This is a genomic window from Streptomyces sp. NPDC017993 (assembly GCF_044328065.1).
Lineage (GTDB): Bacteria > Actinomycetota > Actinomycetes > Streptomycetales > Streptomycetaceae > Streptomyces.
This window is the reverse complement of record NZ_JBIRGO010000011.1, coordinates 217,148-241,832: the sequence shown is the minus strand read 5'-3', so window position 1 is coordinate 241,832 and position 24,685 is coordinate 217,148. Positions and strand designations below refer to the sequence as shown.

At 71.8% G+C, this 24,685-nt stretch carries 19 protein-coding genes; 16 read left to right on the top strand and 3 right to left on the bottom strand.

Translation table 11 applies throughout. The features are described from left to right. Nucleotides 1–23: 23 nt before the first annotated feature. The gene (locus tag ACH4FH_RS22065; protein ID WP_398557572.1) at nucleotides 24–1,256 is read right to left on the bottom strand and encodes an amino acid deaminase/aldolase; all 1,233 of its coding nucleotides are present in this window, start codon (nucleotides 1,254–1,256) and stop codon (nucleotides 24–26) included. Nucleotides 1,257–1,458: 202 nt separating this feature from the next. Here ACH4FH_RS22065 and ACH4FH_RS22060 point away from each other — a divergent pair, with 202 nt between their 5' ends. The 4 genes from ACH4FH_RS22060 (at nucleotide 1,459) to ACH4FH_RS22045 (ending at nucleotide 5,627) form a co-directional block, all read left to right on the top strand. Further along, nucleotides 1,459–2,817 (top strand): hypothetical protein, encoded by a 1,359-nt coding sequence (locus tag ACH4FH_RS22060; protein WP_398557571.1) that lies wholly within the window; start codon nucleotides 1,459–1,461, stop codon nucleotides 2,815–2,817. After that, nucleotides 2,814–4,019 (top strand): type VII secretion-associated serine protease mycosin, encoded by a 1,206-nt coding sequence (mycP, locus tag ACH4FH_RS22055; protein ID WP_398557570.1) that lies wholly within the window; start codon nucleotides 2,814–2,816, stop codon nucleotides 4,017–4,019. Before ACH4FH_RS22060 ends, mycP begins: the two co-directional genes overlap by 4 nt. Before the next feature lie 9 nt (nucleotides 4,020–4,028). Beyond that, nucleotides 4,029–4,760 carry an SseB family protein gene (locus ACH4FH_RS22050; RefSeq protein WP_398557569.1) on the top strand — a complete coding sequence of 244 codons (732 nt, stop codon included), beginning with the start codon at nucleotides 4,029–4,031 and terminating at the stop codon, nucleotides 4,758–4,760. A gap of 117 nt (nucleotides 4,761–4,877) precedes the next feature. Beyond that, the gene (locus ACH4FH_RS22045; RefSeq protein WP_398557568.1) at nucleotides 4,878–5,627 is read left to right on the top strand and encodes an aquaporin; all 750 of its coding nucleotides are present in this window, start codon (nucleotides 4,878–4,880) and stop codon (nucleotides 5,625–5,627) included. A gap of 123 nt (nucleotides 5,628–5,750) precedes the next feature. Here the strand turns inward: ACH4FH_RS22045 and ACH4FH_RS22040 are convergent, their stop codons facing one another. Further along, nucleotides 5,751–6,143 carry a DUF1844 domain-containing protein gene (locus tag ACH4FH_RS22040; protein ID WP_398557567.1) on the bottom strand — a complete coding sequence of 131 codons (393 nt, stop codon included), beginning with the start codon at nucleotides 6,141–6,143 and terminating at the stop codon, nucleotides 5,751–5,753. A gap of 328 nt (nucleotides 6,144–6,471) precedes the next feature. On the opposite strand from ACH4FH_RS22040, the gene infC reads away from it, so the two are divergent. The 12 genes from infC to ACH4FH_RS21980 all read left to right on the top strand — a co-directional run bounded on the left by infC (nucleotide 6,472) and on the right by ACH4FH_RS21980 (nucleotide 22,317). Continuing rightward, entirely contained in the window at nucleotides 6,472–7,194 is a 723-nt protein-coding gene (gene infC / locus ACH4FH_RS22035) for a translation initiation factor IF-3 (RefSeq protein ID WP_398557630.1), read from the top strand. A 124-nt stretch (nucleotides 7,195–7,318) separates the two neighbouring features. Further along, nucleotides 7,319–7,513 (top strand): 50S ribosomal protein L35, encoded by a 195-nt coding sequence (gene rpmI / locus ACH4FH_RS22030; protein WP_398557566.1) that lies wholly within the window; start codon nucleotides 7,319–7,321, stop codon nucleotides 7,511–7,513. Between the two features lie 104 nt (nucleotides 7,514–7,617). Next, the gene (gene rplT, locus ACH4FH_RS22025) at nucleotides 7,618–8,001 is read left to right on the top strand and encodes a 50S ribosomal protein L20 (protein ID WP_329152794.1); all 384 of its coding nucleotides are present in this window, start codon (nucleotides 7,618–7,620) and stop codon (nucleotides 7,999–8,001) included. A 129-nt stretch (nucleotides 8,002–8,130) separates the two neighbouring features. Next, nucleotides 8,131–8,985, top strand: a complete 855-nt coding sequence (locus ACH4FH_RS22020) for a TrmH family RNA methyltransferase (RefSeq protein ID WP_398557565.1) — start codon at nucleotides 8,131–8,133, stop codon at nucleotides 8,983–8,985. Nucleotides 8,986–9,067: 82 nt separating this feature from the next. Beyond that, nucleotides 9,068–10,228, top strand: coding sequence for an ATP-binding protein (locus ACH4FH_RS22015; protein ID WP_398557564.1), 1,161 nt, complete (start codon nucleotides 9,068–9,070; stop codon nucleotides 10,226–10,228). Nucleotides 10,229–10,417: 189 nt separating this feature from the next. Then, nucleotides 10,418–11,542 (top strand): phenylalanine--tRNA ligase subunit alpha, encoded by a 1,125-nt coding sequence (gene pheS, locus ACH4FH_RS22010; protein WP_398557563.1) that lies wholly within the window; start codon nucleotides 10,418–10,420, stop codon nucleotides 11,540–11,542. Further along, nucleotides 11,542–14,067 (top strand): phenylalanine--tRNA ligase subunit beta, encoded by a 2,526-nt coding sequence (pheT, locus tag ACH4FH_RS22005; RefSeq protein ID WP_398557562.1) that lies wholly within the window; start codon nucleotides 11,542–11,544, stop codon nucleotides 14,065–14,067. The genes pheS and pheT overlap by 1 nt, the downstream gene beginning before the upstream one ends. Before the next feature lie 294 nt (nucleotides 14,068–14,361). Beyond that, nucleotides 14,362–15,612 (top strand): PP2C family protein-serine/threonine phosphatase, encoded by a 1,251-nt coding sequence (locus ACH4FH_RS22000; RefSeq protein ID WP_398557561.1) that lies wholly within the window; start codon nucleotides 14,362–14,364, stop codon nucleotides 15,610–15,612. 499 nt (nucleotides 15,613–16,111) lie between these two features. After that, nucleotides 16,112–18,262: an ATP-binding protein gene (locus ACH4FH_RS21995; RefSeq protein ID WP_398557560.1), complete on the top strand. Its 2,151-nt coding sequence runs from the start codon at nucleotides 16,112–16,114 to the stop codon at nucleotides 18,260–18,262. A 174-nt stretch (nucleotides 18,263–18,436) separates the two neighbouring features. After that, entirely contained in the window at nucleotides 18,437–19,756 is a 1,320-nt protein-coding gene (locus ACH4FH_RS21990) for an SUKH-4 family immunity protein (RefSeq protein WP_398557559.1), read from the top strand. A 28-nt stretch (nucleotides 19,757–19,784) separates the two neighbouring features. Continuing rightward, nucleotides 19,785–20,057, top strand: a complete 273-nt coding sequence (locus tag ACH4FH_RS21985) for a DUF6406 domain-containing protein (protein ID WP_398557558.1) — start codon at nucleotides 19,785–19,787, stop codon at nucleotides 20,055–20,057. A 46-nt stretch (nucleotides 20,058–20,103) separates the two neighbouring features. Next, a complete protein-coding gene (locus ACH4FH_RS21980; protein ID WP_398557557.1) occupies nucleotides 20,104–22,317 on the top strand; it encodes a hypothetical protein in 2,214 nt (737 codons plus the stop codon). Between the two features lie 30 nt (nucleotides 22,318–22,347). Here ACH4FH_RS21980 and ACH4FH_RS21975 read toward each other — a convergent pair whose 3' ends face one another. Beyond that, nucleotides 22,348–24,570: an SUKH-4 family immunity protein gene (locus ACH4FH_RS21975; protein ID WP_398557556.1), complete on the bottom strand. Its 2,223-nt coding sequence runs from the start codon at nucleotides 24,568–24,570 to the stop codon at nucleotides 22,348–22,350. Between the last annotated feature and the right edge of the window lie 115 nt (nucleotides 24,571–24,685).

Genomic DNA, 24,685 nt, shown 5'->3' with positions numbered 1-24,685 from the left:
AACGACCGGCGCGGCCCGGCCGCTCACAGGAATGTGTGCCCCTCGCCGCGGTACGTCGGCACCGTCTCCACCACCCGGTCCCCGTCGATCAGTTGCAGTGCGGCGAAGCGCTCGCACAGCTCCCCGGCCTTCGCGTGCCGGAACCACACCTTGTCGCCGATCCGCAGCGTGTCGGCGGCCGTCCCCAGCAGCGGGGTCTGCACCTCGCCGGGCCCCTCCTGCGGGTCGTATGACAGCCCCGCCGGGAGGTACGGCACCGGCAGCCGGTCGGCCCCCGCGGCCCCCGACGCCGGGTACCCGCCGCCCAGTACGGTCACCACGCCCGGCCCCGGCCTGCGCACCACCGGCTGGGCGAACAGCGCTGCCGGACGCCCGCTGAACGAGCGGAAGTTGTCGAAAAGACGCGGTACGTAGAGTCCGGATCCGGCCGCGATCTCGGTGACCGCCGCCTCCGCCGCCGTGTGCTGCACGCTGCCGGTGCCGCCGCCGTTGACGAACTCCAGCCGCGGCGCCACCGCCCGCACCGCCCGCACGGCCTCCCAGCGCCGCTGTGCCAGCTCCTTGCGGGCCGCCGCCTGCATCACCCGGATGGCTCGCGAGAAGACCGGCTTGCCGGCAACCTCGTCGCCCACACCCGCCACATGACCCTCGTACGCCATCAGGCCCACCAGCCGGAAGCCGGGGCGGCGCACCACGGCACGGGCCAACGCGGCGAGTTGGGCGGGAGCGCGCAGGGGTGAGCGCCGGGCACCCACCCGCACCTTTCCGCCCAGCACGCGGTAGGAGGTGTCCAGTTCCAGACAGACCCGCACCTCCTCGCCGCCGCCGCCGCCGCGGCCGCCGGCCGGCCGGGCCGCGTCGATCAGGTCCAGCTGCGCCGGGTCGTCGACCATCACCGTCACCGCCCCGGCGAGCTTCGGATCGGCGGTCAGTTCGGCGTATCCGGACCGGTCCGCCGACGGGTAGGCCAGCAGGATGTCGGTGAAGCCCGAGCGCGCCAGCCACAGCGACTCTCCGAGCGTGAAACTCATGATTCCCGCGAAGCCGTCCCGTGCCAGCACCCGCTCCAACAGCGCCCGGCAGCGCACCGATTTGCTCGCCACCCGGATCGGCTTGCCCTTCGAACGGCGCACCAGGTCGTCGGCGTTGGCGTCGAATGCCTGCAGGTCGACGACTGCCAGCGGCGCGTCGAGATGGACGGTGGCCCGGTCGTAACGGGCTTTGTCGTCATAAGCATCGGCGGTGTACTGGGGCATGGCCGCAGCCTGCCAGAGACGCCTACCACTGGGTAGGGGGAGGGATCGCGACAGAGTGGACACAGGGTTGGAGGAGCGGCCGCACCTGCCCGTAGAGTGGCCGGACGTCACAACCAGCAGGTCAGTGGCGTGATGTCCGGATACGAACCACCCTGCCCCCATTGCGGATCGCGGCGGGGACACGGCGCGAGGGGGAGCGCGGGTGAGCACCGACGCTGATTACGCCGACGCGCATCGCGTCCCGCCCATACCCCCGCAGCCACCCCGGCGGCCCGCCGTGGCCGCCCTCCCCGACGAGGACCCGCAGACCACGGTCCTGCGCCCGGTGCCCGCCGACCCGTCCGTCCCCCCGCCGCCGGCCGCACCCCCCGCTTCCGCGCCGCCCACGCCGGCCGCACCCCCGCCGGCCCCTCCGGCTGACGCCCGCGCCACCCCGCCGCGCCCCACCATGCCGCCGCCCGTGCCGCCCCGCCCCCGAGCGGAGCCCGCGGCGCAGCCCGCCGCGCCGCAGGCCCCGACGGGCCGCCCCGCCTCCTTCCGGGACACCGCCGCCTTCCACCTGGCCCACAGTCAGGAACTGTGGAGTGGCGGCCGCGACTCCCGCGCCGCCGCGGACCCGCGGCCCGCCTCCCCGCGCGCCGCCACCCCGCCCGCCGCACCCGCCGGCACTCCGCCGCCCCCCACCTCCCGGCGCCCCGCCGAGGCGCCCTGGCCCCGAACACCTCTCCCTCCCCAGGGAGTTGCCCCCATCCCCGGCATGCCCGTCGCGCCCCCGGGACGGCCGTCCGCGGGCCGCAGGCCCGGCGGGCGCGTGCTCGCCTCGGCCGCCTGTCTCGTGCTCGGCATCGGCCTCATCTGCGGTGCGGCCGCCGGGAGTTGGCTCACCGAGGGCTCCGACGCACCCCCCACCGCGGAGGCCGCGTTCGACAAGGGCCACGACGTCTGGCACTCCACCCCCGTCGACACGCTCTTCCCCCGCGTCCTCAACGGCCTCGGCGTCGGCCCCGGCGGCGCCGACCGACGCTGGACCCGGATCGCCATCGCCCCCGACAGCGGCTGCACGGCCGGCTTCGACCCGCTGCTGGCCAAGGCCCTCGCCCCGGCGGGCTGCGGCCGCCTGCTGCGCGCCACCTACGTCGACGCCACCCACACCCACGTCATCACCGTCGGCGCGGTGACCACCAAGGCCGACCAGAGCGCCATGCTGGCCCTCAACACCCGCTTCAGCACCGGCGGCCTGGGCAGCCGTACCGATCTGATGCCCCTGCCGTACGCCGCCAAGGGCACCCCCGCCGCGGACTTCGGGCCCGCCCAGCGCACCAGTTGGACGGTGCGGATCCTCACCGACGTCCCCGTCGTCGTCTATGCCGTCTCCGGCTTCGCCGACGGCCGCGCGTTCACCGACCCGCAGCCCGCCGAAGAGGCGGTCCGCGAAGGGGTCACGAGCGCCCCCGGCGAATCCGGGCTCGGTCACGACGCCAAGAACATCGCGGACCTCGTGGAGGCGGCCTTCCGCAAGGCGGCGGGCGTCCCCGCACAGGCAACGGAGGAGTCGCCGTGACCAAGGCCCTGCTGCGCGGCACCGCACTCGCGCTGGCCTCCGCCGGGCTCACCGTGCTGCCCGCCGTCCCAGCCCGTGCCGCCGACGGCATCCGCGCCCAGGAGTGGGCCCTGGAGGCCGTACACGCCCAGGACGCCTGGCGCACCACCAAGGGCGACGGGATCACAGTCGCCGTACTGGACACCGGCGTCGACGCCAACCACCCCGACCTCAAGGGGCAGGTGCTGCCGGAGACCGACCTCGTCGGCTTCGGCGCCGGGCCTGGCGACCGGTCCTGGGCGCAGCACGGCACCGGCATGTCCAGCATCATCGCAGGTCACGGCCATGGTGCCGGCCGCGCGGACGGCGTTCTCGGCATCGCCCCGGAGGCGAAGATCCTGCCGGTCCGGGTGATCCTCGAAGACAGCGACCCGCAGCGCAACCGGGCCCGCACGGAGAAGGCGGGGGCGCTCGCCGACGGCATCCGCTGGGCCGCCGACCACGGCGCCGACGTCATCAACCTCTCCCTGGGCGACGACAGCGAGTCCGCCCACCCCGAACCGCGCGAGGACGCCGCCATCCAGTACGCGCTGGGCAAGGGCGTACCCGTCGTCGCCTCCGCGGGCAACGGCGGCAAACACGGCTCCCGCGCCTCGTACCCCGCCGCCTACCCGGGCGTCATCGCGGTCACCGCAGTCGACAGCCGGGGTGCCCGCGCTCCGTTCTCCACCCGCCACTGGTACGCAACGGTCGCCGCGCCCGGCAGGCTGATCGTCATCGCCAACCCGGACCGCACGTATTACGAGGGCTGGGGCACCAGCGCGGCGGCCGCCTTCGTCTCGGGCGCGGTCGCCCTGATCCGCTCCGCGCACCCGGACCTGAGCCCGGCACAGATCCGCCAGTTGCTCACGGACACCGCGCAGAACGCCCCCGAAGGCGGACGCGACGACGACTTCGGTGCCGGCCTGATCGACCCGGCCGCCGCCATCAAGGCCGGTCAAAGCATCAAGCCCACCCCCCAGAAGCCGGCGGCCGCCGCCTACACACACCGCTATTTCGGGCCCGGCCCCACCGCCGAATCCGAGGACACCGGCAGCATCCCCTGGCTCCCCTTGACCGCCGGAGCCGCGGGGATCGCCCTCGTGGCCGCCGCCACGGTCCTCTGGCGCAGCCGCCACCGGACCTCGGCACCTCCAGCCGTCCGTCCAGGGCCGGGAAGATAGGCTCGACCGGTGCAGAAGAACATCCCCGACCCCGGCTTCTCCGACGACGACGGCTCCGCGGATCCCGCGCTCGCCGCGGCTCTGACGGCCTACGCCACCGACCGCGGCGCCGAGCCGCAGCTGCTGTCGGCCCTGGCCGGTGCGCGCGTGCTCGTGCCGGTGGTGGCCGTGCTGGGAGAGACCGAGACCGGGCCGGACGGCCTGCGGCGCGAGAAGACCAGTGACATGGCCGTCCCCACCCTCCAGGCCCCGGACGGCCGCCGCGCACTGCCCGCCTTCACCTCCATGGAGACCCTCCAGCGCTGGCGCCCGGACGCCCGCCCGGTGGCCGTACCCCTCCAGCAGGCACTGCTCGCCGCGTCCCACGAGAAGGCCGACACGGTCGTCCTCGACCTCGCGGGACCGGTGACCTACCAGCTCACCGGCGCCGCCCTGCGGGCCCTCGCCGAGGGCCGGACCAGCGCGGATCCGCTCACCGACCCGGCCGTCGCCGACGCGCTGCGGGCCCTGCTCGCCGCCGAGCCCGGAGTCGTTGTCGCCCATCTCGCCCCGTCCGACGAAACCGACGCCACCCTCGCCCTCGGCCTCGCCCCCGACGCCCCCACCGGCGAGGTCGCCCAGCGTCTGGCGCAGTCACTGGCCGACGACGAGGTGCTGCGCGAGCGCCTCGTCCGCGGCCTGGACCTGGCACTTCTGCCGCCCGGCGCCGGCACGGCGGGGGAGCCCCTCTACCGCCGCTGACGCCCCCGCCCCCGCTCGCGGCTCTCCCCGCAGGGCCCTCCTCGCCAACGGGCGCGTTCGCCTCCTCGGCCGCACAATTTCGAGGAGAGCTCAAGATCCACGCGAGGAGAGCCCCCTATGGAGACCACCGAGACCCGCACGCTCGTCACGGAATTCCTCGGCACGCTGCTCCTGGTGCTGTTCGCCGTCGGCTCGGCAGTGCTGGCCGGCGAGTACATCGGCACCTTCGGCATCGCCCTGGCCTTCGGCTTCACCATGCTGGCACTTGCCTATGCCCTCGGCCCGATCTCGGGTTGTCACATCAATCCCGCGGTGACCCTCGGCATGCTGCTGGCCCACCGCATCACGCTCCGCACCGCCGTGGGGTACTGGATCGCGCAGGTGGTCGGCGGCATCGTCGGCGCCGCCGTGCTCTTCCTGATCGCCAAGCAGGTGCCCGGTCTGGCCACCGACGGCGCTTTCGGCACGAACGGCTGGGGCGACCGCTCCGCCGTGCACATCAACCTCGGCGGCGCGTTCGTCGCGGAGATCGTGATGACCTTCGTGTTCGTCTTCGTCGTGCTGGCGGTGACACACAAGGTGGCCGTCATCGGCTTCGACGGTCTGCCCATCGGCCTGGCACTGGCCACCGTCCACCTCTTCGGCATCCCGCTGGACGGCACCTCGGTGAACCCGGCGCGAAGCATCGGCCCGGCGTTCTTCGCGGGCGGAGCGGCCATCACCCAGCTGTGGCTGTTCATCGTCGCGCCGCTGATCGGCGGCGCGCTGGCGGCCGTGGTGCACCAGATCACCCATCCGCCGCTGGAGCCCCGCGTCGTCGCCGACCAGGCGTCACCCGACGAGCCGCAGCCCGGCGCACGGGTCTGACGGGCCCGATGCGGGCCCGGCGGCCCGGCAGGGCGGCTGCCTTCGGCCGGCGCCCAGGTGCCCGCATACGAGGAGCCCCGGCCGTGGCGGCCGGGGCTCCTCGCGGGGTGCGACGTCGGCGGATCAGCCGTAGACGGGCCCGGTGTACTTCTCACCGGGGCCCTGGCCCGGCTCGTCGGGAACGACGGATGCCTCGCGGAAGGCCAGCTGCAGGGACTTCAGCCCGTCCCGCAGCGGCGCCGCGTGGTACGAACCGATCTCGGTGGCGCTGGCCGTGACCAGCCCCGCCAGTGCGTGGATGAGCTTGCGCGCCTCGTCCAGGTCCTTGTGCGCCTCACCCTCCTCGGCGAGACCGAGGTTGACCGCCGCCGAGCTCATCAGGTGCACCGCGACCGTCGTGATCACCTCGACCGCCGGCACATCCGCGATGTCACGGGTCATGGCGTCGAAGTCCGGGTCCGCCGGGTTCGAGGCGTCGGGCTGCTGCTCCGGCTGCTGCGGGGTCTGGTCGCTCATGTCTTCGGGCTTCACTTCCTGCTGAGGGGGTCACGTCCAGACTATGGCCCGCGCCTCTCGGCCCCGCGCCCGGGAGTACGGCCCCGTACGGACCGGCTTCCCCACGGCACACGAGTGGGTATCGCCCCTGGACTCGTGTATTCTGGTGTTCCGACCGGCCGGACACTCATGTGACCGGCCCGCAAGTGGAGGCTCCGATCTCCCACCCGACCGACCTCAGGGTTGGCGGGTCAACGGTCCGGCTGCGCCCCGCGGAGACATTCGCGGCGGTGCTCCTGAGTCCATTCACGGAGCCCCGCCTGTGTCCCGTCCGGGGCGTTTTTCATGTATCCGGCGCGGTAGGTCACACCGAAACAGACGTTACGCGGCAGTCCGCCAGGCCGTCGCGTGGTGCTACCGAGGAGGATCCATCAGCGCCGAGCCCCGCATCAACGACCGGATTCGCGTCCCTGAGGTGCGACTCGTCGGTCCCAGCGGCGAGCAGGTCGGCATTGTGCCGCTTGCCAAGGCCCTGGAGCTTGCGCAGGAGTACGACCTCGACCTGGTCGAGGTGGCCGCGACGGCACGTCCGCCGGTCTGCAAGCTCATGGACTACGGAAAGTTCAAGTACGAGTCGGCCATGAAGGCCCGTGAGGCGCGCAAGAACCAGGCGCACACGGTCATCAAGGAGATGAAGCTCCGGCCGAAGATCGACCCGCACGACTATGACACCAAGAAGGGTCACGTCGTTCGGTTCCTCAAGCAGGGTGACAAGGTCAAGATCACGATCATGTTCCGTGGTCGCGAGCAGTCCCGCCCCGAGCTGGGCTTCCGACTGCTGCAGCGGCTCGCGTCCGACGTGGAGGAGCTCGGCTTCATCGAGTCGAATCCGAAGCAGGACGGCCGAAACATGATCATGGTCCTCGGTCCGCACAAGAAGAAGACCGAGGCGATGGCCGAGGCCCGTGAGGCGCAGGCCGCCCGCAAGGCGGAGCGCCAGGGTGGAGTTCCCGCGGAGCAGTCCGTGGAGGAGCCCGCCGAGGAGCCCACCGAGGAGCACGCCCAGGCGTGATCCCCGAGGCGTGAGCCCCGGATTCACGTCCGGGCATCCCGCCCCGGACACCAACCGAAACATCTGACGCTCCCGCTTCCCGGCCCGGCCGGTGGGGGCGCCACTGACGAGGAGAGAACGGCGCATGCCGAAGAACAAGACGCACAGCGGTGCCAGCAAGCGTTTCAAGATCACTGGCTCCGGCAAGGTGATGCGCGAGCGCGCCGGCAAGCGCCACCTGCTCGAGCACAAGTCGTCCCGCGTGACGCGTCGCCTCAGCGGCAACGCCGAGATGGCCCCGGGCGACGCCGCGAAGATCAAGAAGCTTCTCGGCAAGTGAGTCCCGGCGCCCCGCCGACGGCCGGGGCGCAGGACTCAAGACCGGGACCCAATCGAACCGGGCCGCGTGAGGACAACCGCGGCCCCGCTACAAGGAGTTAACAAGTGGCACGCGTCAAGCGGGCGGTCAACGCCCACAAGAAGCGCCGGGCGATCCTCGAGCAGGCCAGCGGCTACCGTGGCCAGCGCTCGCGCCTCTACCGCAAGGCGAAGGAGCAGGTCACCCACTCCCTCGTCTACAACTACAACGACCGCAAGAAGCGCAAGGGCGACTTCCGTCAGCTGTGGATCCAGCGCATCAACGCCGCTGCCCGCGCCAACGGCATGACGTACAACCGCTTCATCCAGGGTCTGAAGGCCGCCAACGTCGAGGTGGACCGCAAGATCCTGGCTGACCTCGCGGTGACGGACGCCAACGCGTTCGCCGCGCTCATCGAGGTCGCCCAGAAGGCGCTTCCGAGCGACGTCAACGCCCCGAAGGCCGCCTGAACCCCGGCCTGACGACGTGCTGACGCGGACCCGCAGGCCCCGGCCTGCGGGTCCGCCGCCGTTTGCCGGACCGCGGGCCTGACCCGGCGCGGTCCCCACGCACGACACGAAAGAAGCGAGCCGCCGCCCATGGGCACCCCCGAGCTGATCTCCCCGCGTTCACCGCGAGTCGCCGCCGCCCGGCGGCTGGCCCGCCGCGCCTTCCGCGGCAAGGAACGCCGGTTCATCGCCGAGGGCCCGCAGGCCGTACGGGAGGCCATCGCGCACCGCGTCGACGGCGAGCCCACGCTCCTCGAGCTCTTCGCGACCGTCGAGGCCGCCGAGCGCCACACGGAGATCGTCGAGGCGGCCCGCGCGGCCGGGGTGCGCGTCCACCACGCCGACGACCGGACGGTCGCCGACATCTCCCAGACGGTCACCCCGCAGGGCCTGCTCGGGGTCTGCCGGTTCCTGGACTCGCCGTTCGAGGAGATCCTCGCCGCGCGCCCCCAGCTGATCGCGGTGCTCGCCAACGTCCGTGACCCCGGCAACGCCGGTACGGTCCTGCGCTGCGCCGACGCCGCGGGCGCGGACGCCGTCGTCCTGACCGACGCCTCCGTCGACCTCTACAACCCCAAATCCGTCCGGGCCTCGGTCGGTTCGCTCTTCCACCTTCCGGTCGCGGTGGGCGTCCCGGTCGAGCGGGTGATGGACGGACTCCGGGCCACCGGGGTACGTCTCCTGGCCGCCGACGGGGCGGGCGACCGCGATCTGGACGGCGAGCTGGACGCGGGCGCCATGGGCGGGCCCACCGCCTGGGTCTTCGGCAACGAGGCGTGGGGGCTGCCCGAGGAGACCCGTGCGCTGGCGGACGCGGTGGTCCGGGTCCCCATCCACGGCAAGGCCGAGAGCCTGAACCTCGCGACGGCCGCCGCGGTCTGCCTCTACGCCTCGGCGCGCGCCCAGCGCACCGCCGGCGGCTGCCGCTCCGTGTCACCCGCCTGAGGGGCGTCCCGCGGATCTTCGCGGCGCATCCGAACCGAGCTAGTAGTGTGGCGTGCTCGGGGCCCGGAAGGGGGTATCGGGGATGAGTGTGAGGACTTCCGGCAGCACCGTCGCTGCTGACAGCCACCTGTCCGACGGACCCGTGCGCGGGTCGTCGCCCGCCACCACCGTGGCACCGGCCGCCTTCGGCACGGGACTCGGGCTCGACCCCGACGACCTCCCCGACGGCCTGATCGTCGCCGATGCCGGCGGCCGGGTGGTCTGCTTCAACGCCGCGGCGGCCAGGCTGACCGACATCTCCCCGCAGGACGCCCTCGGGATCCCGCTGGAAGACGCCCTGCCGCTGCAGGACATCGAGGGGCGCCGCTGGTGGCAGCTGACCGACCCCTACGGCGGGCTCGCCATCCGGCGCGGCCAGCCGGAGCGCAATCTGCTGCTGGGCGGCCGCGAGGTGCTGGTCTCCGCACGCTACGTCCGCAGCCGGCCCACCGGGCCCGTACAGCAGCTGGTCATCACGCTGCGCGGCACCGAGGCCCGGCGCCGTACGGAGCTGAGCCACGCCGAGCTGATCGCCACCGTCGCCCATGAACTGCGCTCGCCGCTGACCTCCGTCAAGGGCTTCACGGCCACCCTCCTGCAGAAGTGGGAACGCTTCACCGACGACCAGAAGCGGCTGATGCTGGAGACCGTGGACGCCGACGCCAACCGCGTCACCCGCCTCATCGCCGAGCTGCTCGACATCTCCCGCATCGACTCCGGGCGGCTGGAGGTGCGGCGGCAGCGGGTCGACATGATCGCCGCGGTGCGCCGGCACGTCCAGGCGCAGACGACCGCCGGCCAGCCGCCCGACCGCTTCCTGATCCGGATGTGCGAACCCCTGCCCGATCTGTGGGCAGACCCGGACAAGGTGGACCAGGTGCTGGGGAACCTACTGGAAAATGCCGTGCGCCACGGCGAGGGAACCGTCACCATCGAGGTCGGACCAGCACCGGATGCGACCAGCGCGGAAGGGACGACCGTCACCGTGAGCGACGAGGGCCCCGGCATTCCCGAGGAGTCGATGAGCCGCGTCTTCACCCGCTTCTGGCGGGGCAGCAAGCGCGGCGGCACCGGCCTGGGCCTCTACATCGTCAAGGGCATCGTCGAGGCACACGGCGGCACGATCACGGTCGGCCGGGCCCCGGCCGGCGGCGCGGAGTTCCGATTTAGCCTGCCCGTCGCGGCCCCGGCCTTCATGGCCTGAGAGGAAGCGGCGGGCGCCCCGCAGGGGCACGGGCCCGCCGTGGTGGGCCCGCCCCTTAGACTTGACCTTTGGCACCTTTGGCGCACAAGCATCGCGGGCACAGAGCGGGCTCGGCATCCGACGTTTGTGATCGAAGAGCCGAGGCGAAGCGAGCCAAGCCAAGCCAGTCCACCGGAAGCACGGGAAGAGATGTCCGCACCCAATAAGTCCTACGACCCTGTCGAGGTCGAAGCCCTGAAACCGGAAGAGGTCGCCCGGCGGACCGACGAGGCGCTGGCCGCCGTCGCCGCCGCGGCCGATCTCGAGGAGCTGCACGAGGTGAAGGTCGCGCACACCGGCGACCGCTCCCCGCTCGCCCTCGCCAACCGGGAGATCGGCGCCCTGCCCCCGCACGCCAAGGCGGACGCCGGAAAGCGCGTCGGCCAGGCCCGCGGCCGGGTGAACCAGGCGCTCAAGGTCCGCCAGGAAGAGCTGGAGGCGGAGCGCGACGCGCGGGTGCTCGTCGAGGAGGCGGTGGATGTCACGCTGCCCTACGACCGCGTCCCCGCCGGCGCCCGGCACCCGCTGACCACTTTCATGGAGCGGGTCGCGGACGTCTTCGTCGCGATGGGCTACGAGATCGCCGAGGGCCCCGAGGTCGAGGCGGAGTGGTTCAACTTCGACGCGCTCAACTTCGTCCCGGACCACCCGGCGCGCCAGATGCAGGACACCTTCTTCATCCAGGGTGAGGGCACCGAGGGCGACGAGTCCGGTGTCGTGCTGCGCACCCACACCTCGCCGGTCCAGGCGCGTACGCTCGTCGACCGCGAACCGCCGGTCTACGTCGTCTGCCCGGGGCGGGTCTACCGCACCGACGAGCTGGACGCCACGCACACCCCGGTCTTCCACCAGATCGAGCTGCTCGCCATCGACGAGGGCCTGACCATGGCGGACCTCAAGGGCACCCTGGACCACATGGTGCAGGCGCTCTTCGGGCCGGACATGAAGACCCGGCTGCGCCCCAACTTCTTCCCCTTCACCGAGCCGTCCGCCGAGATGGACATGCTCTGCTACGTCTGCCGTGGCGAGTCCGTCGGCAACGCGGACCGGCCCTGCCGCACCTGCGGCAGCGAGGGCTGGATCGAGCTGGGCGGCTGCGGCATGGTCAACCCGAAGGTGCTCGTCGCCTGCGGCGTCGACCCGGAGAAGTACAGCGGATTCGCCTTCGGGTTCGGCATCGAGCGGATGCTGATGTTCCGCCACAACGTCGAAGACATGCGAGACATGGTCGAGGGTGACGTCCGGTTCACCCGGCCGTTCGGGATGGAGATCTGATGCGGGTCCCGCTTTCTTGGCTGCGGGAGTACGTCGACCTGCCGGCGACGGAGACCGGCCGTGACGTACAGGCCAAGCTCATCGAGGTCGGCCTGGAGGTCGAGACCGTCGAGCGCGTGGGCGACGGCCTCAAGGGCCCGCTCGTCGTCGGTCAGGTGCTGACCATCGAGGAGCTGGAGGGCTTCAAGAAGCCGATCCGCTTCTGCACCGTCGACGTCGGTACCGCCAACGGCACCGGCGAGCCGCAGGAGATCGTCTGCGGCGCCCGCAACTTCGCCGTCGGCGACAAGGTCGTCGTGGTGCTGCCGGGCGCCGTGCTGCCCGGCGACTTCAAGATCGCCGCGCGCAAGACGTACGGCAAGACCTCGCACGGCATGATCTGCTCCGGCGACGAGCTGGGCATGGGCGATGACGGCTCGGGGGGCATCATCGTGCTGCCGCCCGGGCACGAGGTGGGCACCGACGCCATCGAGCTCCTCGAACTCGTCGACGAGGTGCTGGACATCGCCGTCACGCCCGACCGCGGCTACTGCCTGTCGATGCGTGGCGTCGCCCGTGAGACGGGCACCGCCTACGGTCTGCCGCTGCGCGATCCGGCGCTGCTCGACGTCCCGCCGCCGAACGCCGACGGCTACCCGGTCAAGGTCTCCGACCCGGTCGGCTGCAGCCGCTTCACCGCCCGGACGGTCAGCGGCCTGGAGCCCGAGGCGCGTACCCCGATCTGGATGCAGCGCAGGCTGCAGAAGGCCGGCATGCGCCCGATCTCGCTGGCCGTCGACATCACCAATTACGTCATGCTGGAGATCGGCCAGCCGCTGCACGCCTACGACCGCTCCAGCGTGGACGGTCCGATCGGCGTCCGCAGGGCCACGCCCGGCGAGAAGCTGACCACCCTGGACGGCGCCAAGCGCGTGCTGGACGGCGAGGACCTGGTCATCACCGACGACCGCGGCCCCATCGGCCTCGCGGGCGTCATGGGCGGCGCGCACACCGAGATCGCGGACGCGGTCGCCGACCCCGAGTCCGGCCGGCTCGGCGGCACCACCGAGGTCGTCGTGGAGGCCGCGCACTTCGACGCGCTCTCCATCGCCCGTACGGCTCGCCGCCACAAGCTCTCCTCGGAGGCGTCCAAGCGCTTCGAACGGGGCGTGGACCCGGAAGCCACGTCCGCCGCCGCACAGCGGACCGTCGATCTGCTGGTGCTGCTCGCGGGCGGCAAGGCGGAACCCGGCGTCACCGAGTTCGTCGCGCCCAGCGGGCCGCGCACGATCACCCTGTCGGCGAACCACCCGGACAAGGTCGCCGGCGTCGACTACGGCCGGGAGACCGTCGTACGCCGCCTCCAGCAGGTCGGCTGCGATGTCTACGGGCAGGACGAGCTGGTCGTCACCGTGCCGTCCTGGCGCCCCGACCTGAGCGAGCCCAACGACCTCGCGGAAGAGGTCATCCGGCTGGAGGGTTACGAGAACCTGCCCTCCACCCTCCCGCGGCCGCCGGCCGGCCGTGGCCTGACCGAGCGTCAGCGGCTGCACCGCAGGGTCGGCCGCGCACTCGCGGGGGCCGGCTATGTCGAGGCGCTGAACTACCCGTTCACGGGTTCGGCGATCCTCGACCAGCTCGGCATCGAGCCGGACGACCCGCGCCGCCGTGCCGTCACCCTCGTCAACCCGCTCTCCGACGAGGAGCCCGACCTCCGCACGACGCTCATCCCGGGGCTGCTCCACGCGCTGCGCAGGAACGCCGGCCGGGGCACCCACGACCTGGCGCTCTTCGAGACCGGCCTGGTCTTCCGGCCGACCGGCGACGAGAAGCCGGCCGCCCGGCTGCCGGTCGACCGCCGGCCGACCGACGAGGAGATCGCCACCCTGAACGCGTCCCTCCCGCAGCAGCCGCGGCGCGTCGCCGTGGTGCTCGCCGGAGCGCGTGAGCAGGACGGCTGGTGGGGCGCCGCACGTCCCGCCGGCTGGGCGGACGCCGTCGAGGCGGGCCGTACGGTCGCCCGGGAGGCGGGTGTCGAGCTGATCGTCCGCCAGGACCAGCACGCCCCGTGGCACCCGGGCCGGTGCGCGGCGCTGCTCGCCGTCGTCGACGGTGAGGAGATCCTCGTCGGTAACGCCGGTGAGCTGCACCCGCGCGTCATCAAGACGCTCGGCCTGCCGGAGCGCACCAGCGCGATGGAGATCGACCTGGACCGCGTCGAGCGGGCCGCCGACGGACCGATGCGGGCGCCGCGGATCTCGACCTTCCCGGTCGCGACCCAGGACGTCGCGCTCATCGTCGACGACACGGTCCCGGCGGCCGATGTCGAGGCCGCGCTGCGCGAGGGCGCGGGGCAACTCCTGGAGTCGCTGCGCCTGTTCGACGTCTTCACCGGCGAGCAGGTCGGCGAGGGCAAGAAGTCCCTGGCGTACGCGCTGCGTTTCCGTGCCGCCGACCGCACGCTGACCGCCGAGGAAGCCTCTGCGGCCCGTGACGCGGCGGTCGCGGCGGCGCAGGAGCGCACCGGAGCGGCGCTGCGCGGCTAGCGGGCGCTGCCCTGACGGCAGGAGAGATGAGGGCGTGGACGGCACCTGGTGCGGTCCACGCCCTCACCCCTTTCCGCCCGCCGGCCCGCGGGACTGTCCCCGCGGCACGCCGAGGAAGCCGGGGATATCCGCACACCATCACTCAATCGGGTGGTACGGCACGGATCGTCGCCACGTGTACACACACCGTGGTGACAATCGATCCGGTCGGTGCAGCCTGCGCGACCGCGCGGAGGGGCCGGCCGACCGCCTCGTTGCCTGCTAAGGGGACCACCGGCTAGGGGGACCATCGGCATGATCCGAACCTGGGCGAGAGGCGGAGCACGCGCGGGTGCCGCTCGCGCGCAGCGCGCCTTCGTCTTCGTCCTGCCCGGCCTGTGGGTGCTCGGTGTGGTGGTCTGGGAGCTCTGCCGCCCCACCAGTGGCCAACTGCTCCAGCTTCTCGCCGCCGCCCCGGCCATCGCCTGCGCGGGCACCGGCCGGCGCCAGTGCGTGGTGCTCGGCGGTCTGTGCGCGCTGCTCGCGCTGGTCCCGCTCGGCGAGATGGAGCCGGCGGCCGGGCCGGGTGTGCGGGTGACCGCTTGCCTCGCGATCCTCGCGGTGGTCTGTGCCAGCTATCTGACCGCAGGGCGGCGGCTTCGGTTGCTGCGGGAGCTGGAGCGGGCCCAGGAGGTCGCGGCCGCCGCGCAGCGGGTGCTGCTGCGGCCGTTGCCGGCGCGGATTGATGGGATGGCCCTGGCCGCCGACCACCTCTCCGCGAGCGAGGGCGCCGCCGTCGGCGGTGACCTGTACGAGGTGGTGGGGACCCGGCACGGCGTCCGGGCGGTGATCGGGGATGTGCGCGGCCACGGCCTGGAGGCGATCGGCACGGTCGCGGCGATGCTGGGCAGCTTCCGCGAGGTGGCGCACGACGAGCCGGAACTGACCGGTGTGCTGCGCCGGTTGGAGCGCTCGCACCAGCGGCATCTGCGGGAGCGGGCGCGGGCCGAGCATCCGTCGGCCGGCGGCTGCGAGCCGGTGAGCCCTCTCGCGGAGGAATTCGTGACGGTGCTGCTGCTGGAGGTCGCCGGGGACGGCTCGGTCACGGCGCTGAACTGCGGGCACCCCTGGCCGTACCGCGTCGGCTGCCGGGCGGTGGCGCCCGTCTCACCCGCCGAGCCGATGCCGCCGCTGGGTCTCTTTCCGCTGCCCGAGGAGCTGACGGCGGTCCGCTGCGGAAGGCTGCGGCCCGGTGAGGGACTCTTCCTGCACACCGACGGCGCGGCCGACGCCCGGGACGCCGCGGGGGAGTTCTTCCCGCTGACCCAGGAGCTGCGCAGCAGTGTCGAGTCGATCGGCGTCGGGTCGAGCGCGGCGCAGCCCGGTCCCTCGCCGACGGGCGTGGTGGAGGACGTCCGGGAGGCGTTGCTGCGGCATGCGGGCGGGCGATTGACCGACGATGTCGCGCTGCTGATGATGTGCAACGACCGGGTGCGGGTGCCGCCTCAGGGGCCCACGGCCTCGCTGGCCGTGCCGGGTTGCGTGGAGGCGGGGCACCCGGAGTAGCGGCGCCTGCCCACCAGCCGTCTGTACCCCGACCCGAACCGCCAAGGACGACGAAGGCCGAACGGTCCACGAAGGCAGAACGGTCCACGACGGCATGGGTGGAAGTCCCCGAGCGTCGCCAACATGGTCGTGCTGTTGCTCCCACTCGCCGCGATGGGGCTGCTCATGAAGGCCCTTAGGGGAATCAGGGCAGGTCAGGGGCGTTGTCAGTGGGGTGCGGCATGATGCGGGTACGAAGATTTCACGGGGTGATCGCAGGCACCCCGTGAGGGCGCCTGCGCACATTCCCATCGCGCCTGCCGAACGGCGACGTCGGCGCCACTTCGGTGTACGAGTTCGCCCCGTCGGCGCCGCGCCACACGTGGGTGACCAGCGCACGCCACGCCTGGGTAACAAGCGGCGGTCGGGGGGCGATTCCCCTCGCGCGACGCACCTAGGATGAGCGGCGTACGGTCGACACGACTTGACGGTGCCGGACGGACAGGACAACGGGGAGACAATGACCAGCCCGACCCAGGCCCCAGAACAGACCAAAAGCCATGAGCCCCACCCCTACATCGGGGGGCGCAATGCCGCGCTGCGCGCGCTCACCGCGTGGCGGACGGAGCGGCCGGGCACGCCCCGGGTCGTCATCCTGACCGGAAGCCCGGGTACCGGGTGTTCGCGGCTGCTCACGGGGTTCCTGATGCTCTGCGACCCGGAGTATCGCAAGGGGATCGAGCTGGACGCGCTCGATCCGGCGACCGTGCCTTTGGACCTGCCCGCACCCGCGGTGCCGAGCGTCGCCGGGCTGACGGCAGCGCAGACCCTGTGGCTGCTCGCCGATCACTACGAGTTGTCCGCGACCCGCACCGCCGACATCTTCTCCGAACTAGGTCAACTCCCGTTGTCCGGGCGGCCGGTGACGATCGTTGTGCCGGATGTGGATCGGGCCGGCCCGGTGCGGGGGACGGGTGAGCCCGCGCGCGTGGTGCGGGACGCGCTGAAGCCCCTCGCCGCCGTCGATTCCCTACGTCTTCTCGCCGACGTGCCCCGGGAGTTCGCCGTCGAGCTCGCCGAGGGCCTGCCGCCCGGCGTGGCCCGGATCATCGACCTCGACGCACCCGAGTGGGCCGACCCCGAAGGGCTTGTGCTGCAGGCCGAGGCGCTGCTCAATCCCCAATTCGGCGCCCCGGAGCTGCCATTCACGACAGAGCCTGACGCTCGACGCGCGCTCGCCGAGGCGATCGCCCGGCACGCGGGAGACGGCGCGGGCAGCCGCCTGACCGTGAACCTCGCCGTGCGGTCGATCCTGATGCACCCGGAGGGGTTCGACCCGGCGGATGCGAGCCAACTGCCGGGCAGCGTCGGTGAAGTGCTCGATCGGCACGCCCAGCGACTTGACACCCACCCACGCATCCTGCGACAGATCCTCGCGCCCCTCGCCCTTGCCGAGGGCGAAGGCCTGCCCGTGCACCTGCTGACCCCGCTCGCCTCCGCAGTCGCCGAGCGGGACATGGGCGAGGACATGGCGCGGGGCATGCTGCTCGTCGCCCCCTTCATCCGCCCCATCGAGAGGGCCGGCGAAGACATCCCCGAGGACGAGCGGACGCTCCTCGGATTGCAGCACCCGGGCATCGGCGAGGCCGTTCGGGCAGGCATCCCGGATGTTGCGGGCGCTCAGGCGCGTATCGCCATGGAGCTGCTGGAGACCGTATCCGATCAGGACTGGGCGAAGGCAGGGGCGTACGTTCGCGACCACATCGCCGGACACACCCTGGAGGCCGGCTTGCTCCCCCGGCTCCTCACCGACCCCGGCCTGTTCGCCCACGCCGAGCCGGTGCGGTTGCGCGCCGCGGTGGAGGCCGTACCCCCGGAGCAGTTGGACGCACCGGCGCGCACATATCTGCGTACGGCCCCGCTGCTCACCCGCACCCAGGCTCCCGCCATCCTTCGAGCGGCGCTCCTGGAGACCGCGTTCGTCGAAGACGGACTGCCGGAGTACGCGGCGGTGTTGCGCCGCACGGTGCCCGAGCTTCCCTGGCACACCCTGTGGAGCATGCCGGTCGCCGGGGTCGACGCCGTGACCGTAGGCAAACTGCCCCCGTCCGCGGCCGCGTCGGACAGCGCCGCGGAGCCTCCTGCGGAGCAGGAGCCTCCGGAGTCGGCCCCGCGCGCGGTTGCCGTAAGCGTGGTGCCTCAAGGCACCCCGGGTTCGAGCCCGTTGAAGGCCGACGATCCCGAGGCCCCCGCCGTGCTGGTGCAGGACCTCGCCACCGGCTCCGTCATTGATGCCGACCCGACCCGGATCCTGCGCCCCTCGGATGACGAGCGCGCCACGGGGCCGCTCGGGTTCAGCCGCGGCGCCGACTATGTACGCGTCTGGCGTCGCGGCGAGCGGAAGGGCGACGAGAAGATCGTCACGGCCCTGGTCTCCGCCACGCCCTTCACGGGAACCGACCTTTCCCCGGACGGCATCCTCCTTGTCGCCACGGAAAGAGGTGTGAAGGCGCTGCAGATCCGCCCGGCGCAGCCCAATGCCACGACCGCTCGGCGCTCCGTACCCGACCCCCGGGAAGCCGAGCCCGAGCCCGCACAGGCCCCCGGGCTCAAGCCGGAAGCCGCACAGGCTCCACAAGCCCCCGGGCCCGATGCCCACCCGACCGCCTGACACCCACCCACCGCAGACCGTTAGGCTCGAAGGCTCAAACGCCCCAAGCTTCTCGAAGGCGCCCGCATCAGACCGCCTGCACTCAGGCCCACTCGGACGAGGGCCGCGGAGCTCGCCCGGCACCGACCCCGGCCGCACCGGCCCCGTCCGCCCGAAGACTCGAAGGGAGATCCCGTGATCAGCCAGGAGCAGGCGCTCGCGACCGCCGAGGGGTGGCTCAACCCCGAGGGACAGGAGCGCCGTGAGGTGCGGACGCAGGAGTTCGATCTGGGCTGGGTGGTGTGGGCCGCGGCCCCGCCGATCGAGCGTGACCCGGTCACGGGCAAGCGCCGGCCGCCGGCCACGATCGGCCACTCCTGCGGTGTGGTCGACCGCCGCACCGGCGAGCTGAGCACCTGGCCGTCCGTGCCGGTCGAGGAGGTCGTGCGGATGTATCAGCAAAAGCACGGCGGCGGCCAGGAGGCCGCGCCGCCCGCGCAGCCGCCGGTCACCGGCCCCGGCAACACCACGGTCATCACCTACGTCGACCCGCGCACCGGCGAGGAGACGAGCCTCTTCAAGAACTCCGCCCCCGGTCTGCCGCACTCCGAGTTCCAGGCCATGGCGGAGATCCAGAGCCTCGGCGTCCCCGCGCAGAACGTGGTCGCGATCCACACGGACCTCAGCTCCAGCCTGCTCCCCGGCGGGTACCCGGGCCGGCTGATCGGCCGTGTCTACCCCAACGCCCGGTTCTCTTGCACGCAGGAGTACGGCGTGCGGGGCGAGGAGCGCGCCGAGGCGATCGCCGGGCTGCTCCAGCACGTCGAGATGATGCACCAGATCGCGGGACAGCAGTCGCCGCCACGGCCTCACCGCGCGCCGGTGCCGACCGACGTCGAGCCGGCCGAGCCACTCCGCGATGTTGCCCTGGGCCGCGAGCTGGCGGAGGCCTTCGGCGCTGACGGCGTACGTCGCTACGACGCCGACGACGTGGCGGGCACCCCGCTCCCCGAGGCCACCAAGGCCACGCTGACATGGGCCGGGCTGCCGACCGACATCCCGTTCTTCTTCACGGCCGACAGCCCGGAGGTGGAGCTTCCGGCCGGCCTGCTCGGCAATGCCGCCGCGCATCTGCGCGAGGTCGGCTCCCAGGCGAGCGCCGAGTCCCTCGCGTTCCTGGAGGGTCACGTCAGGATCGGCACCGACGGGGTCGCACTGATCACCGTCCAGTGCACGGGGTCCGATCTGGAGGGTGAGCCGGTCGGCCAGCTCTGGGCCGTTACTCCGGAAAGCGGCGCGGGCCGCCGCGTCAACGCCTCGGTGTCCGCCTTCGCCCGCTCTCTCGCGCTCCTGCACACCACGCGCGAGGAGATGATCGCGCTCGACCCGATCATGGCGGGCAGCGCCGTTGCGGACTTCCAGGAACAGCTCGTCGCCATCGACGCGACGGCCCTGGACGACCCGAGGAACTGGTGGTCGGTGATCGTCGAGCAGATGTGGCACGGGTTGTTCTGATCGACCCCCTCTGCCCGGAGGATGCGAAGTGAGCAGTGCCGACACGGTGGGTCTCTGGCACGGGATTCAGCGAAATCTCGAGCACGCCGGCTTCTCGGTGAACGACATCTACAGGGAGTCCGACGCCTCGGTCAGGGTCCGGCTCGTGACCGAGGCGTCGGAAGAGCGGATCCACACCCTCCGCGTTGGGGAGACCTTCCCCGTGGGCGCCGAGACATGGCAGCTCACCGACTTGAGGGGTTGGCCGAGCGAGGACGACTGGCTCGTGATGCTCCGCCGCGTCGCGACGTCCCCAACCTGAGAGGATTACACGAAGGCGGTACAGGGGTACGCGGACGAGTACGGCCGTGACGGTCAGGACGGGGAGGCAGTACCGGACCATGGGTCGGCGCTACGAAGTGGACGGTTACACCGTCGAGTTGGACGACGACCTCGGGGTCGTCTATCGCAATCCACGCGGTAAGAGGCTTCAGCAGGTACCCGACTGGCTCGTGGACAGCCAAAGCGCACGCCGGCTGTACCGGCTGCGCCGGGCGCTGAAGGAACACCGCGGGCAGGCGCGCGTGCTGGCCGAATCCTGGGCCGGCGCGGGCACGCGCGTGCCCGTGGCCCTCGCCGAGTCCGACATCGTGTGGCGCGAGGCACTCGACGACGCCGGGGTGGAACCGGTGGCAGACCCGCCCGCGCCGGATGCCGACGAGACGACGCTGATCGCGCGGACGTACGTCCACCCCGACGACCACACCATGACGCTCCTTCTGAACACCCCCTTCGCACGCCACTGGGACGCGCTGCTGGCGTCGCGGGAGGAATGGGCGCTGACGGACACGTTCGCGACCGGCATCCGGGCTCCGGGGGACACCGGGGACACCGGGAGCGCCGGGAGCGCCGGGGACAGTGAACTCTCCTTCCCCGAGCGGCTGATGGCGGCGCACCCCGGCCAGGAACAGGAGGCCCTGGAAGCGGCCTACGCCTTCGGCTGGAGCCTCTGGGGCAGCCCAAGTCTCTACAAGCCCCTCCTGGACAACGATGTGGAGGACCTGGCCGCGACGGCACCGAGGTTCCTCCCCGCGGTCCTCGACGAACTCGCCGACCTGTGCCTGAAGGAGGGCGGAAAGCACAAGCAGTACGCCACCGGGTACTTCACGCGCGCAAGGAACGCCGAACGTGAGCAGCACACCAAGCCCGACGCACGATGGCTCGACGCCCGCTACGCCACCTTCGCGGACCATGGAGCGCTGGCCGGCGGGGCGGTACGCGCGCGTGCCAAGGAACTGGCCCCCCGAGGCGCGGTGGTCTCACCGGACCAGCTCAGGCGATTCCGCGACGTACTGGTACGACGCGTCCACACGCCCCACGACCTGTATCCGGGCATGGCCGCGGACCTGCGCAAGGTGGCCCGGGCGGCGGGAGCGAATCCCGAGGCAGAGGTGGCCGCACTGCTTGAGGACATCGTGCCGACGATCGGGCTGTGCGCGGGTGACGTGAACAAATTCTGGGCCGACGCCCTGAAGGGAAAGGCCCTGGAGCTGCTGGTCGAGCGGCGCCCGGAGACGGTGCACGACGTACTGCGGCTGGTCCCCGACGACGCGAACAGTGCGGAGGTGTGGCTGTCACTGGTCCAACGGAGTGGCGCCCTGGCGCAGTTGACGGGCGAGCGCCCGGGGCTCCCCGCCGGCGAGGCCGCCCGCCTGCTGCACAACTGGCTGGCGAGCGAGCCGACGTCGCGTGTGCGCAGTGATGACCTGTACGACCTGGCGGTGCGCCTCGCCCCGCGCCTGGCGGCGGATGCCGTCCCGGTGCGCCTGCCCTGTCCCGACCCCGATCCCGAGTCCGGCCGCATGCGGGCCCTCATCCCGCTCGACCTGGCGGACGAACTCCTCGAACACGGGGTTCCGTTGGCCGACCCTCCGCCGAGACTGGGCGGCCCGGGCGCCGCCAACATGCTCGTCCACCGGCGCCCGCACCTGACCCGGCTGCTCGCCGACCCGCGCTTCGCCCGCGAGCTGCGCAACGCGCTCGACGCCGAACTCGAGCTGGTGGGGCTGCCGGAGGCAGGGATCTCGTACCACCATCACTACCGCCCGCATCGCGCCTCCGAACACAACAGCTGGCAGAACACCCCCGGCATCTGCCGCACGCCGTTGGGCCGTGAGGCGCTGCACGCCTGGCTGGACCGCCAACGCGCACGCCTTCGCGCAGGCCTCGACCTGAACGGGCTCGTGCGCGTACTCGCCCCTTTCGTGCACGTCGGCGGGGTCGTCGACGAGCTGCTCAAGGACGAGGCGGCGGGGCGGGAGTTCGCGGCCGTGGACGTGGCCGCGCTGGTCCTGGCCGACCTTCCGATCCAGGCCGACCGGCCGGCGGTCGAAGCCCTGATGGCCACGATGCGCCCCCAGGACCTGATCGGCACCAGGCCCATGCCTGACCTGCGCACACGGATCGACGAGACCCTGCCCGACCTGTCCGAGCCACAGGCCGCCCAGGCCTGGAAGGTGCTTCAGACGGGGGTCAACTGCCAGGAGGGGCTGAGGCGTCTCGTCGGTCGCCTCTCCGGCTGATGCACCGACTCCGATGTGTCACTTGTTGTGTCACTCGTTGTGGAGGACGTACGACCAGGCGGGCTGCTCGCCGCCCGTCTCGTCGACTTCGGCCAGCGCTCCCAGGACCCAATAAGTGATCTGCCCCCGCTCGGAGTTGCCCGGGGGAAGGAGGGCACGGGTGCGGAGCCCGGTGACCCACAGCGCGACCATGGTGAGGAAGCTCTCCAGGCCGCGTGCAGCGGGAAGCCCGGCCAGATATTCCTCGTCGGGCCCGGCCGGGACGCGCAGGATGTGTCCGGTGGGCCCGTCGATGACGATTTCACCCCCCATCCACTTGCCGATCTGGAAGAAGGGCCCGCGTTCCGTCACGGGTTCGGCATCATCCGGCCAGTCCACCTCGTCGAAGAGGTCGACTTCCCAATTCCCGTACGGCAGTAGCGCCATGGCGCCCTCGTTCATGTCCGGCAGGCCGAACTCGGTGCAGAGCTCGCGAGTCGGCTGATGGGTCAACTCCTCGGGAAGTTCCTCGGGTTCGGCCTTGTAGATGTCGTCCTCGCCGAAAAGGGCGATCAGGTCTCTGTGGTTCGGGGGCGTGGCATCAACAGGGCGGCTGGGGCCCGCGTCCGCGTAATCCCAGGACAGGGGCCGTTGCCGGGAGCCGAAGGTGTCCGAGGGGGCCACGCCGTCCGCTGACTGGATGGCGATCAGCCCCAGGTCGCCCCCGAACACGACGACATCGCCCACGGTTAGTGGGGCGCAGGGAAGCAGGAACGCGCCTTTGCTTCGAGGAGCGGACGACGAGTCGAACAGCTCGCGGAGCCGTGTGGGATGCCCGGAACTCTCGCCGGGCTGTGAGGCCGATGGGGTCGGTGTCGTAGTCGCCGGGGGCAAGGCCAGGTCCGTGCGATGTTCCTGCGGAATCTCACCCTGTTCCCAGGGACCTGCGACGAGCTCACCCGTCTCCAAGTCCCGGACGGAGACATACGGTTGCGGCGATCCATCCACCGTACGCTGCTGCAACCCGGCAATGGCGGACCGCCCCTGCCGGCGCACTTCCGCCAGCCTGACGAACCTGCCCGCTTCGAGGAAACGCGCATGGTATCCACCCGGCGGCCGCCAGTGGGCCCACTTCGTACGCCAGGGAAGCGAGACACCGGACGAAGCCACGGACGACGCGAATTCGCGATCGTCGCGCGACCAGGCCATCAAATGCAGCCAGGAAGCCCACTCACCCTGACTTCGCGGTACAACTCCCCACCCCCACAGATGAATTGCATCGCCGGCCGGGCTGTTTCCGGGGATGACGAAGCTGAGGCTTCGCGCCGAGTCCATGAGTGCGGTCTGCGGGAGATGGGCCACCGTACGCCCATCGCGCAGAAGTTCTTCGTACGTCCCCGCCTGCACGGCGTGCATGGCTAGCCCGGCGGCGGCGTACAGCCCGACGGCTCCGGCCTTGGCCCACCCCTCCGGATGACGGAAATCGGCGGACGTACGCAGCAGCCAGTCGACCAAGTGCCGACTGACGCACACATGTTCCTCGGAATCGACTTGGCGTCGCAGGGCTTCGGCCACAGCCTCCTCAGCGAAGGAAACCCCAAGTGGACCCACCAGCAGAACGTCTGAATGCTCCCGAGCCAACTCGGTGAGTTCGTCCGGCGACATGGTCTCGCCGGTCAAGGCGACGACAAGCTGCGCCCACACGGGCATGGGCACGATGCGCGGCTCCGCCAGTGCGAGGGCGCGCAGGGCGGCCGGCACGTCGGGAGTGGGTGCGACACCGGCGGGCTCGGCCAGGCGGAAGACGGCCTCGGGAGGCACGCCTCGCGGCAGGAACTCAGGGTCGGTATCGGTCAGCACGGCCAACTTCCCGCGTGTCAGCCAGGGGATGGTGCTGCGGATCAGCCGCTCCGCTTCGTACGACCGCCGAGTTAGCCCGGCGCGGGGGGTGTTGACGAGCACCAACAACCGCTCTTCGCTCCACGAACCTAGCGCGAACCGCCAGTCGTCCCGCTTGCCCGCGGACAGATCAACTCCGAGCGCTATGAGAGCCTGGTGCATGACCTGTTCGGCGGTGAGACCGGTGGCATCGACGACAACACTGCCGGGCACGTGCTCGTGTGTCTCCCCCATGACGGCCGAGGCGTTATGGCCGTCCGTAGGGACAAGATAGGCCACTTGGCCGCCGTGCCCACCCTCACGCCACCATGCGCCGATGCGACCGGCGACCTCTTCCTCGGGGATTCCGGGGGTGTCGGCGGTTGGCTCGGGCACGATGCCCCTCCCTGGCTAGTGTCGATTCTTTGCAGCTGGAGACGGGTTCACGGACGCGAGTATCACGTACCTCCCGAGGCAGCAAGGGTGTCACGCCGTCACCAGAACTGCTATC

Coding starts and splice junctions, on each gene's coding strand:
- ACH4FH_RS22015 (WP_398557564.1), top strand. CDS start 9,068: ATGAGTGTGAGGACTTCCGGCAGCACCGTCGCTGCTGACAGCCACCTG.
- ACH4FH_RS22040 (WP_398557567.1), bottom strand. CDS start 6,143: ATGAGCGACCAGACCCCGCAGCAGCCGGAGCAGCAGCCCGACGCCTCG.
- pheS (WP_398557563.1), top strand. CDS start 10,418: ATGTCCGCACCCAATAAGTCCTACGACCCTGTCGAGGTCGAAGCCCTG.
- pheT (WP_398557562.1), top strand. CDS start 11,542: ATGCGGGTCCCGCTTTCTTGGCTGCGGGAGTACGTCGACCTGCCGGCG.
- rpmI (WP_398557566.1), top strand. CDS start 7,319: ATGCCGAAGAACAAGACGCACAGCGGTGCCAGCAAGCGTTTCAAGATC.
- ACH4FH_RS21995 (WP_398557560.1), top strand. CDS start 16,112: ATGACCAGCCCGACCCAGGCCCCAGAACAGACCAAAAGCCATGAGCCC.
- ACH4FH_RS22045 (WP_398557568.1), top strand. CDS start 4,878: ATGGAGACCACCGAGACCCGCACGCTCGTCACGGAATTCCTCGGCACG.
- ACH4FH_RS22020 (WP_398557565.1), top strand. CDS start 8,131: ATGGGCACCCCCGAGCTGATCTCCCCGCGTTCACCGCGAGTCGCCGCC.
- ACH4FH_RS22065 (WP_398557572.1), bottom strand. CDS start 1,256: ATGCCCCAGTACACCGCCGATGCTTATGACGACAAAGCCCGTTACGAC.
- ACH4FH_RS22000 (WP_398557561.1), top strand. CDS start 14,362: ATGATCCGAACCTGGGCGAGAGGCGGAGCACGCGCGGGTGCCGCTCGC.